This window comes from Caballeronia ptereochthonis, assembly GCF_001545075.1.
Taxonomy (GTDB): Bacteria; Pseudomonadota; Gammaproteobacteria; order Burkholderiales; family Burkholderiaceae; genus Caballeronia; species Caballeronia ptereochthonis.
Genome location: NZ_FCOB02000042.1, coordinates 53,859 through 63,664, shown reverse-complemented (window position 1 = coordinate 63,664; position 9,806 = coordinate 53,859). Strand labels below are relative to the sequence as shown.

Genomic DNA, 9,806 nt, shown 5'->3' with positions numbered 1-9,806 from the left:
TGATAGTGCGGATCTCCCGTGTGAAAGTAGGTAATCGTCAGGCTCCTCATGCTTCACGCAAAAACCCCACCCCAAAAGGTGGGGTTTTTGCGTTGGCGCGCGCGAAAATGCGCTTTTCGAACGGCGTCTGCCAAACCAGAACGGTCCAGGCGCTAATATTTCCCTTTGTAAATCCCCACGGCACTTGCCATTGAGTTCCCATGCTACGTCTAAGCGAAATCAAGCTTCCGCTCGATCATCCCGACTCGGCTGTTGAAGCCGCTGTCATCGCGCGTCTCGCGGAGATTGGCGTAGCGGAGCACGAGCTCGTGAGCTTTCACGTGTTCCGCCGTGCGCACGATGCGCGCAAGCGCGGCGATATCAAGCTCACGTACATCGTTGATGTCGAATTGCGGGACGAAGCATCGGTCCTGAAACGTCTGCAGGCACATCCTCATCCCCATTGCGGCGTCGCGCCTGACATGGCTTACCGCTTCGTCGCCAAAGCGCCGGAGCGCTCAACGCTGCTGCGTCCCGTCGTGATCGGCATGGGGCCGTGCGGGCTCTTCGCGGGCTTGATACTCGCGCAGATGGGTTTCCGCCCGATCATCCTCGAGCGCGGGAAGGCGGTGCGTGAGCGGACGAAGGACACGTGGGGCCTCTGGCGTCGCAATGAGCTCAATCCCGAGTCGAACGTGCAGTTCGGCGAAGGCGGCGCCGGTACGTTCTCGGACGGCAAGCTCTACAGCCAGATCAAGGATCCGAAGCACTATGGCCGCAAGGTGCTCGATGAGTTCGTGCAGGCCGGCGCGCCCGAAGACATCCTGTACCTGAGCCGCCCGCACATCGGCACATTCCGGCTAGTGAGCATGGTCGAGAAAATGCGCGCGCAGATTCACCAGCTGGGTGGAGAAGTGCGCTTCCAGCAACGCGTCGAGGATATCGACATCGATAACGGCAAGGTGCGCGGTCTGCGTCTGTCGACCGGTGAAACGCTGCGCTGCGATCATGTCGTGCTGGCCGTCGGCCACAGCGCGCGTGACACCTTCCAGATGCTGCACGACCGCGGCGTCTATATGGAAGCCAAGCCGTTTTCGCTCGGCTTTCGCATCGAGCATCCACAAGGCGTGATCGATCGAAGCCGCTTTGGCAAATTCGCCGGGCACGAGAAGCTGGGCGCTGCGGACTACAAGGTGGTCCATCACTGCAGCAATGGCCGCGCCGTCTACAGCTTCTGCATGTGCCCGGGCGGCACGGTCGTCGCGGCGACGTCGGAGCCGGGGCGGGTCGTGACCAATGGCATGAGCCAGTATTCGCGCGCCGAGCGCAATGCGAACGCGGGCATCGTCGTGGGCATCACGCCGGACGACTATCCTGGCGATCCGCTCGCCGGCATCGCCTTTCAACGAAAGTGGGAAGAGCGTGCGTTCGAGCTGGGCGGCGGCGACTACTGCGCGCCGGGGCAGCTCGTCGGCGACTTCATCGCGGGGCGGCCTTCCACGTCGCTCGGATCGGTCATCCCGTCGTACAAGCCGGGCGTGAAGCTGACCGACCTGAGCACCGCGCTTCCCGACTACGTGATCGAAGCGATTCGCGAAGCTTTGCCCGAACTCGACAAGAGGATCAAAGGTTTCGCGATGCATGACGCCGTGCTGACGGGCGTCGAGACGCGGACTTCCTCGCCGTTGCGCGTGCGTCGCAAGGACGACTATCAGAGCATGAACGTCGAAGGCTTGTATCCGGCCGGAGAGGGCGCGGGCTATGCGGGCGGCATCTACTCGGCAGCGATCGATGGAATCGAGGTGGCCGAAGCCGTGGCCTTGAACATGATGGCGCAGCACTCGGCGAACGCATGAAAAAAGCGCGCCGGGACACGGCGCGCCTTTCCAAACGAAGCCAGCAGCTTCAAGTCACCACACCCACCTGCCAGGGCACGAATTCACTCTGCCCATACCCATGCAGCTCGCTCTTCGACGCCACGCCTGACGCGCAGTCGAGCATCATCTGGAAGATCTGCTCGCCGAGGTGCTCGATGGTCGCGGTGCCGTCGATCACGCCGCCGCAGTTGATATCCATGTCCTCTTCCTGCCGCTCCCACAGCGCGGTGTTCGTCGCGAGCTTGAGCGACGGCGAGGGCGCGCATCCATAAGCCGATCCGCGGCCCGTCGTGAAACAGATCAGGTTCGCGCCCGACGCGACCTGGCCTGTCGCGGACATCGGATCGTAGCCGGGCGAATCCATGAAGACGAAGCCCTTCGCATCGATGCGCTGCGCATACTCGTACACCTCGACGAGATTCGTCGTGCCGCCTTTCGCGACCGCGCCGAGCGACTTTTCGAGAATCGTCGTCAAGCCGCCGACCTTGTTGCCGGCTGACGGATTGTTGTCCATCGCTGCGCCGTTGCGCGCGCAGTATTCTTCCCACCAGTTGATGCGTGCGAGCAGCTTTTCGCCGACTTCGCGGCTCACCGCGCGCCGCGTCAGCAGATGCTCCGCACCGTAGACCTCGGGTGTTTCCGAGAGAATCGCGGTTCCACCGTGCGCCACGAGCTTGTCGACTGCCGCGCCGAGCGCCGGATTCGCGGAAATTCCCGAATAGCCATCCGACCCGCCGCACTGCAATCCGACGATCAGATGCGACGCAGGCACCGGCTCGCGCTTGACGCGATTCGCATCCGCGAGCATCTCCTTCACCATCGCGATGCCGCGCTCGATCGTCTTGCGCGTGCCGCCGCTGTCCTGAATCGTGAAACTGCGCAGCTTTTCGCTGTCCTTCAATCCGCTCGATTCGAGCACGCCGGAGATCTGATTGGTCTCGCATCCGAGCCCGACGAACAGCACCGAATGAAAGTTCGGATGCACCGCATAACCCGCGAGCGTGCGGCGCAGAATGCCGAGGCCTTCGCCCTGCATGTCGATGCCGCATCCGAGACCATGCGTCAACGCGATGACGCCATCCACGTTCGGATAATCCGCGAGCGCTTCCGGATGCACGTCGCGCCGGAAGTGATCGGCGATCGCGCGGGCGACCGTCGCCGAGCAGTTCACGCTCGTCAGCACGCCGACGAAATTGCGCGTCGCCACGCGGCCGTCGTCGCGGCGGATGCCCATGAAGGTCGCGGGCGCGTCGACGAACGGCGTCGGGTGCAGATCGACACCGAATTCGTGCTCGCGCGCGAAATCGGCCATCGACAGATTGTGCGTGTGAACGTGCTGACCGCGTGCGATCGCCTCGCGCGCCACGCCGATGATCTGGTTGTAGCGCTTGACGGGGTCGCCCGCGGCGATCGCGCGCGTCGCGATCTTGTGTCCCGGCGGAATCAGGCCCGCGACGACGAGATCCTCCGACGCGATCCGCGCGCCGGAGAGCAACTGACGCGTCGCGATGACGACGTCGTCGTTGGGATGCAGCCGGATGACCGCATGGTCGGTGGATGTGGTGGACATGGTTTTTTCTCAGACCGTGGAAGGTGCGCGGCTGTCGTCGCGCCGGGCTTGTTCTTCTTCGGCGCGATTGAGCGGTTCGATCTTGCCGACGATTACAAGATAGCTGAACGCACCGAGGAAGCAGAAGCCGCCCGCGACGCACAGCGGAATCACGAAGGAACCTTTGGTGATCGAGAGCATCACGCCGGTGAAGGTCGTGATGACGATGCCCGCCAGATTCGACGCGAAGTTCTGAATGCCGCCGATCGACGCGACGTGATCCGGCGTCGGCGCGACGTCGCTCGGCAGCGACCAGATGCTGGCGGCGGCGAACGCGAGGCTGGCGTAGGCGATGCCGAAGAACGCGAGCATCAGATAGATATTCGATACGAACGCGGAAAGCGTGATCACCGAAGAAAGCAGCATGCCGCCGACCATGCAGGTCTTGCGCGCCGCAGTGAGGCTCCAGCCGCGCTTGAAGAGCGCATCCGACACGTAGCCGCCCAGCCAGCCGCCCGGAATCGACATCAACGCGGGAATCGTGCCGAGCGTTCCGAGCGATTTCAGCGAGAAGCCATGCGCCTGCACGAGATAGCTGGGAAACCAGGTGATGAAGAAGTAGATCACGAAGTTCAGGCAGAAGAAGCCGAGCATCATGCCCCAGAGGGTGCGGTACTTGAACAGCGACGCCCACGACACCTTGTTCTTCGGCGCGACCGGCGGCACCGCCGGCGCGTCTTCGGCGCCCGTCAGGTCGCCCTTCGACTTGTTACGGTAGATCACGAACCAGCCGAGAATCCACACGGCGCCGAGCACGCCGGTGATGATGAACGACGCTTCCCAGCCGAACGAGCTGATGATGAACGCAACGACCGGAATCGACAGCGCGGAGCCCACGCGCGAGCCGGAATCGAAGATGCTGGTCGCGAAGGCGCGCTGCTCCTTCCTGAACCATTGCGACACGAGCTTCGCGCAGGACGGGTACGCGCCCGCCTCGCCCACGCCCAGCATCAGGCGGCAGCCGAACATGCCGGCGACGCTCGTCGTGACGGCGGTGAGCGCCGTGAACACCGACCACCAGCCCACCGCGATCGGCAGCGCGATGCGCGCGCCGGCGCGATCGACGAACCAGCCGAACGGCATCTGCATGAGCGCGTAAGTCCAGAAGAACCCGCTCAAGATGAAGCCCATTTCAGCCGGGCCGATGCCGAGCGCCTTTTCGATTTGCGGTGCGGCGACCGCGAGGTTCGCGCGATCGATATAGTTGATCGCGATTGCCAGAAAAGCCAGAAATATCACTACCCAACGCATTTTGCGCATCGTTTCGTCTCCTCAATGGGCGGCATTTCATTCATTTCGGCTGAACCGCGATGCCGGCGCGGCGGGCCGTGATTCGAAGTGAATTCATGGGCGCGATCCGCTTTCTTCGGCGGACTTCGCGTTTGTTCAGTGCGCCGTCAGCGCGTCACGCAGGCGTTTTTGTTCGATATCGAGCCTGAGTTCGCGCGCCAGATCGATGACAGGCTGAAAGCGCCGAACCTTCTTCTCGTCGTGATTGCGCGCGATGTCCGCGAGCAGATGCACGAGGAACGGATTCTCGAAGCGGTCGCGCACGCTCGCGAGATAGTCCGTCGCGACTTCGCGCTGGCCGAGCGCCGCGAAAACCGGCAGCACTTCGTCGCGCCACGTCGCTTCGAGCGGATCGCGGAAGGCCGGATCGCGCATCGCGTCGAGCACGGTCATGTCGGCGGCGCCGTCGCGCGAGCGCCAGATTTCCGCGAGCATCGTGTGTCCGAGGTTCAGCAGCAGAAGCTTCAGGCGCTCGTAGTGCGCGAGATCGTCGGTGACGACGATGTCCTCGTGCTCGCACGGGAGCACCATGCCCGCCTGTCGCTCGATCGCCCACAGCGCGTACGGCTCGGCGATCGCGCCGACCGGCTGGATCGGTTCCGAGACGATCCGGTCCACGAGCGAGTTCACCCAGACACAGCCTTTCGTCAGATAGTCGAGGAACGCGTCGTCCGCCTTCCAGCCGCGCGCGATATCACGCACCAGATCGCGCAACGTGTCGCCGTTGCGCGAGATCAGTTCACAGGGCAGGAGCGTGACGGGCGCCGCACCCGCCCGATAGCGCGCATGGAGCAGCACCGCGAGCTTCGCCGCAAAGCCGCGCGGCGTGCGCTGGCCGTCGAGCAGATCCGCGGTGTCTTCGTCGAAGAGGGCGTAACCGGCGTCCGCCGTGTTCGAGACGATCACCTTCACGTCGCGCTTCATGCGCTCGATCAGCAAAGGCCAGTCTTCGTTCGCGTGCAGCGCTTCGGTGATGGCATCGCATTCGACGGTCGTATCGACCGTCTCGTCCCGGCGGCGGCCGCGAATGCGCACCGGATAGCGACCTGCCTTGCGCAGCGCATCGACGCGCGCGCGGCTGTCGGCACTGGACGTCGTCTGGACGACGGTGATCTTGCCGAGCGCCTTCGCGGGATCGCGGCGCGCCGCCTCGGTGACGAAGAAATCCACGTGCGCCTGCAGGAATCGGCTCGTGCCGAACTGGAGAATCGGATTGTTCATGTTGCGCTGGCCGGTCGTGGCGACGGGCTCTTATTGGGGCTCATTCGTTTGGGAACGGTTCCAGATCGCCGTAAAAAAAACGGCCCACCTGGCCTTACCGGATTGCATACTAGTGTCTTGAAATAGAATTGGTCAAGCCACTTGTAAGCGGTGAAGGAACACGAAACGCCCTTGCCACGGTGCGTCAACCCTTCCGCTGATTACAATCCACGTTTTCCCCGAGTCAGAACCAGGAGCCAGCACGTGAGCGTGAAACCAGCCGAAACGCGCCGCCTCTATCTACAGATCGCCGACAAGCTGCGCGGGCTTATCGAGCAACAGGACTTCGCCCCGAACGGCCGGCTGCCGTCGGAGCGCGAACTGGCGCAGACGCTCGGCGTGTCGCGGCCCTCGGTGCGCGAGGCGCTGGTTGCGCTGGAACTGGAAGGGCGCGTCGAGATCCGCATGGGATCGGGCGTGTATATCGTCGCGGCGCCCGCGGCCAAGCCGGCGGCCACCGAAGCGGAGCTGGGCGAGAGCCCGATCGAGATCATGAACGCGCGCAGCGTGATCGAAGGGGCGATCGCGGCGAGCGTCGCGCCGTTCGCGAAGCCGAAGGCGTTGAAGGCGTTGCGCGCGGTATATGAAACGATGGCCCGCGAAGTCGCGAACGGCCAGGTCCCGATGGCCGCCGACCGCGCGTTCCACATCGCGATCGCGCAGATGACGGGCAACGACGTGCTGGCGCGAACCGTCGGCAGCCTGTACGACGAGCGGCACAGTCCGCTGTCGTCGACGCTGCGTGGGCACTTCGAAGGGGAGGAAACCTGGGCGGCCGCGCTGGGCGAGCATCGCGAGATTCTGGAGGCGCTGGAAGCGCGCGATGCGATACAGGCTCAGGCAGCCATGCAGCGGCACATGCGTCAGTCCGCGGCGCGCCTGATGACGAGGCGCAAAAGCTGATACCGGCGCGTGCCCGAAACACGCACCGGCTTCGAGAAGATGACCGCGTCAGCCTGGGTAGGCTTCATCGATCTTCAAACCAGCCAGCTTGAAGATGACGCGCAGCGTCTGCGGCGCGATTTCCCGGCGCGACGCGAGCGTCGTGAGGACGAAGTCCATGACCTTGGCGTACTTCAGCATCGTCAGGCAGGTTTCGATGTCGGTGGAGCCGTCGCGCATCGATTCGGCGAGGCGCAACATTTCCACGGAAATCTCTCGGGCCATTTCCAGTTCGAGCTGCTGCTTTTCACTCCACGCGGGCATTGCGGTCAGTGCCGCAAGCATCTCCTGAAACTGTTTTTCTGCTTTCTTGTCCGGGATCGCATCCATCACCGTCCTCTCATGTTCATGGCGCGGGCGAGTCGCATTCGCCGCGCTGTGCGTTTAGGTGTTACGTAACAAGGCCAGGCGCGGGTGACGACGCTCTGCGTGTCGAGGCGCGGCTTGTTACCAGCTTGTTGCTCCTGCTTGCTGCATCGGTACGCGGCTCGAAGCTGCGCTGTGTCGTCTCTTCCAATGGCCTCATTGTCGGACGATGCACGAACTGTTCCATGCGTTCTGCTGCCACGCATTGGCCGATGAGCCGGTGGCCGGAACAAGGAGCGTCTTTGCGCTTTTGGGTAAACTTCCCCTTTTGAGACGGCAGAACCAGCGGTTAGCGCACATTCGGCGCGAACATGCTCCGCTTTTTATTCACCACACCTTCATCATGACCAGGAAGTCCTCCGCGTCGGCTCCGGGCACACCCGACCCCTCCACCAAACACGAGATTCGTCCAGGCCAGTCGATCGAACTGCTGAAGGAACTTCACATCCTCACGCGCGACGGCAAGATGAACCAGGACAGCCGCCGCAAACTGAAACAGGTCTATCACCTCTATCAGTTCATCGAACCGCTGCTTGCCGAAGTGCACGCGCGCCAGGGAGCCGTATCGCTTGTGGATCATGGCGCGGGCAAGTCCTACCTTGGGTTCATTCTCTACGATCTCTTCTTTAAGGCTCTGCGCGATCGGTCACACATCTTTGGAATCGAGACGCGTGAGGAGCTCGTGAACAAATCCCAGGAATTGGCGACGCGCCTCGGGTTTACCGGGATGTCGTTCCTGAATCTGTCGGTGGCCGAATCAATCGGATCGGATCGCCTGCCGGAGTCGGTCGATATCGTCACGGCGCTGCACGCGTGCAACACCGCAACCGACGACGCCATCCACTTCGCTCTGCAGAAGAATGCGAAGTACATCGTCGTGGTGCCGTGCTGCCAAGCGGAAGTCGCCGGCGTGCTGCGCAAGAACAAGGGACATTCGCTCTCGAAGAACGTGCTGACCGAAATGTGGCGGCATCCGCTGCACACGCGCGAATTTGGGACCCAGATCACGAACGTGCTGCGTTGCCTGCAACTCGAATCGCATGGCTATCAGGTGAGCGTGACGGAACTCGTCGGCTGGGAACACTCGATGAAGAACGAGCTGATCATCGCGCAATACAAGGACCTGCCGCGCGGCCGGCCTGCGCAACGGCTCTCGGACGTGCTCGAGACGCTCGGACTGGAAGAATTGCGCGAGCGTTTCTTCACGCCCGCGCACTGATCACGATTTGCTCATCCAGGCCTTGAAGCCGTCGTGCCCGAGACGGCGCAGCGTGTCGATATTGCGCTCGTAGATATCCGACGCATCGGGGAAGGCGTCGACCGCGCGATCGATGCTTGCTTCGCGCAACAGATGAAAAATCGGATACGGCGCGCGATTCGTATAGTTGTCGATATCGTCGGGCTCGGTGCCTTCGAACCGATACTGCGGATGGAAACTCGCGATCTGCAGTTCGCCCCCGAGCCCCATTTGGTCGAGCAGACGCTCGGCGAAGAAGAGGGCGTCGTTGTAGTCGGCGAAATCGGCGAACGCGCGCGGCGTGACGAAGAGCGTGGTGTCCACTGTTTCCGGATCGGTCTCTTTCAGCAGACGAAGTTCTTCCGCCAGCTCGACGACCAGATCCTCGACGCCGCGCGCCTCGCTTACCACATAGCGAATCTGCTTTTTGACATGCACGCTCTTCGCGAACGGACACAGGTTGAGACCGATCACCGCGCGGGTGAGCCAGTGCTGGGTCGCCGCGATCACTTCATCGCGGGTGCTGCCGTCAGTCATGGATTTTCCTGTTTGCGATGCCCGGCGCACGCCACGTCGATCAACGTGCGCGCGATGCGCGGCGCCGCGAGCAGCGGGCCCGAGCCGGGGCCGTAGGTCTGGCTCGTCGCGTAGATGCCGTCGACCAGCAACGCGAGCGATTCCGCCAGTTCAACCGGATTATCCGCTCCCGCGGCCGTGGCAATTTCGACGAGGCGCGTCATCAGATAAGTTTTGTTGCGCTCGACCGATTGCCGGGCCGGATGCGCGGGATCGCCGAATTCGCACGCGATGTTCACGAACGGGCAGCCGCGGTAATCCGGCGCGGACGCGCGCTTCACGAGATCCTCGAGCGCCTGGATCATCTGCTTGGCCGGCTCTTCCGGATGCTTCGCGACGCTCGCCTCGAAGCGCCGCCGGAAACCTTCGTCCATGCGGTCCAGATAGGCCACCACGAGCTCGTCCTTCGACGCGAAGCGCCGGTACAGACTCATCTTGTTGACGCCCGCGCGCTCCACGACGGCATCGACGCCGATCGCGCGGATGCCGTCGCGGTAGAACAACTCCTGCGCGGCGTCGAGCAATTGTTCCTGAGCCGTCGCGCCGTCGGTGCGGACACTGCGCCGGTTGGGGGCTTTCGGCTGGTCAGCGGGTGATCGTGTCAAAGTCGGCTCCTCGAAACGCTGCTGCGTGCTTGACATGTTACCGATCGGTAACTAAGCTCGCAACT

At 63.0% G+C, this 9,806-nt stretch carries 10 protein-coding genes; 4 read left to right on the top strand and 6 right to left on the bottom strand.

Annotation, left to right across the window (positions count from 1 at the left end; all coding sequences use genetic code 11):
• A partial coding sequence (locus tag AWB83_RS37015) for a hypothetical protein (RefSeq protein WP_208636827.1) occupies window positions 1–194 on the top strand: 194 nt, incomplete at its 5' end.
• 6 nt (window positions 195–200) lie between these two features.
• A complete protein-coding gene (locus AWB83_RS31355; RefSeq protein WP_087049507.1) occupies window positions 201–1,835 on the top strand; it encodes an NAD(P)/FAD-dependent oxidoreductase in 1,635 nt (544 codons plus the stop codon).
• A gap of 49 nt (window positions 1,836–1,884) precedes the next feature.
• Here AWB83_RS31355 and AWB83_RS31350 read toward each other — a convergent pair whose 3' ends face one another.
• The 3 genes from AWB83_RS31350 to AWB83_RS31340 form a co-directional block, all read right to left on the bottom strand.
• Window positions 1,885–3,426, bottom strand: coding sequence for a D-arabinonate dehydratase (locus AWB83_RS31350; protein WP_087049506.1), 1,542 nt, complete (start codon window positions 3,424–3,426; stop codon window positions 1,885–1,887).
• Window positions 3,427–3,435: 9 nt separating this feature from the next.
• Complete coding sequence (locus tag AWB83_RS31345; protein WP_087049505.1) at window positions 3,436–4,725, bottom strand: MFS transporter; 1,290 nt, start codon at window positions 4,723–4,725, stop codon at window positions 3,436–3,438.
• A 126-nt stretch (window positions 4,726–4,851) separates the two neighbouring features.
• On the bottom strand, window positions 4,852–5,976 hold the full coding sequence (locus AWB83_RS31340) for a mannitol dehydrogenase family protein (protein ID WP_087049504.1): 1,125 nt from the start codon (window positions 5,974–5,976) through the stop codon (window positions 4,852–4,854).
• Between the two features lie 243 nt (window positions 5,977–6,219).
• Here AWB83_RS31340 and AWB83_RS31335 point away from each other — a divergent pair, with 243 nt between their 5' ends.
• Window positions 6,220–6,918: a FadR/GntR family transcriptional regulator gene (locus AWB83_RS31335; protein WP_087049503.1), complete on the top strand. Its 699-nt coding sequence runs from the start codon at window positions 6,220–6,222 to the stop codon at window positions 6,916–6,918.
• A 48-nt stretch (window positions 6,919–6,966) separates the two neighbouring features.
• Here AWB83_RS31335 and AWB83_RS31330 read toward each other — a convergent pair whose 3' ends face one another.
• Window positions 6,967–7,287, bottom strand: coding sequence for a DNA-binding protein (locus AWB83_RS31330; protein WP_087049502.1), 321 nt, complete (start codon window positions 7,285–7,287; stop codon window positions 6,967–6,969).
• Between the two features lie 379 nt (window positions 7,288–7,666).
• Here AWB83_RS31330 and AWB83_RS31325 point away from each other — a divergent pair, with 379 nt between their 5' ends.
• Complete coding sequence (locus AWB83_RS31325; protein WP_087049501.1) at window positions 7,667–8,542, top strand: class I SAM-dependent methyltransferase; 876 nt, start codon at window positions 7,667–7,669, stop codon at window positions 8,540–8,542.
• On the opposite strand, the gene AWB83_RS31320 is transcribed toward AWB83_RS31325, so the two are convergent.
• Together AWB83_RS31320 and AWB83_RS31315 are read right to left on the bottom strand one after the other, a co-directional pair.
• Window positions 8,543–9,097, bottom strand: a complete 555-nt coding sequence (locus tag AWB83_RS31320; protein ID WP_087049500.1) for a DUF1415 domain-containing protein — start codon at window positions 9,095–9,097, stop codon at window positions 8,543–8,545.
• Window positions 9,094–9,777, bottom strand: a complete 684-nt coding sequence (locus AWB83_RS31315) for a TetR/AcrR family transcriptional regulator (RefSeq protein WP_087049499.1) — start codon at window positions 9,775–9,777, stop codon at window positions 9,094–9,096. Before AWB83_RS31315 ends, AWB83_RS31320 begins: the two co-directional genes overlap by 4 nt.
• Between the last annotated feature and the right edge of the window lie 29 nt (window positions 9,778–9,806).

Excerpts from the sequence above, each read along its gene's own strand:
- AWB83_RS31355 (WP_087049507.1), top strand. The coding sequence starts at position 201 with ATGCTACGTCTAAGCGAAATCAAGCTTCCGCTCGATCATCCCGACTCG.
- AWB83_RS31350 (WP_087049506.1), bottom strand. The coding sequence starts at position 3,426 with ATGTCCACCACATCCACCGACCATGCGGTCATCCGGCTGCATCCCAAC.
- AWB83_RS31345 (WP_087049505.1), bottom strand. The coding sequence starts at position 4,725 with ATGCGCAAAATGCGTTGGGTAGTGATATTTCTGGCTTTTCTGGCAATC.
- AWB83_RS31340 (WP_087049504.1), bottom strand. The coding sequence starts at position 5,976 with ATGAACAATCCGATTCTCCAGTTCGGCACGAGCCGATTCCTGCAGGCG.
- AWB83_RS31330 (WP_087049502.1), bottom strand. The coding sequence starts at position 7,287 with ATGGATGCGATCCCGGACAAGAAAGCAGAAAAACAGTTTCAGGAGATG.
- AWB83_RS31325 (WP_087049501.1), top strand. The coding sequence starts at position 7,667 with ATGACCAGGAAGTCCTCCGCGTCGGCTCCGGGCACACCCGACCCCTCC.
- AWB83_RS31320 (WP_087049500.1), bottom strand. The coding sequence starts at position 9,097 with ATGACTGACGGCAGCACCCGCGATGAAGTGATCGCGGCGACCCAGCAC.
- AWB83_RS31315 (WP_087049499.1), bottom strand. The coding sequence starts at position 9,777 with ATGTCAAGCACGCAGCAGCGTTTCGAGGAGCCGACTTTGACACGATCA.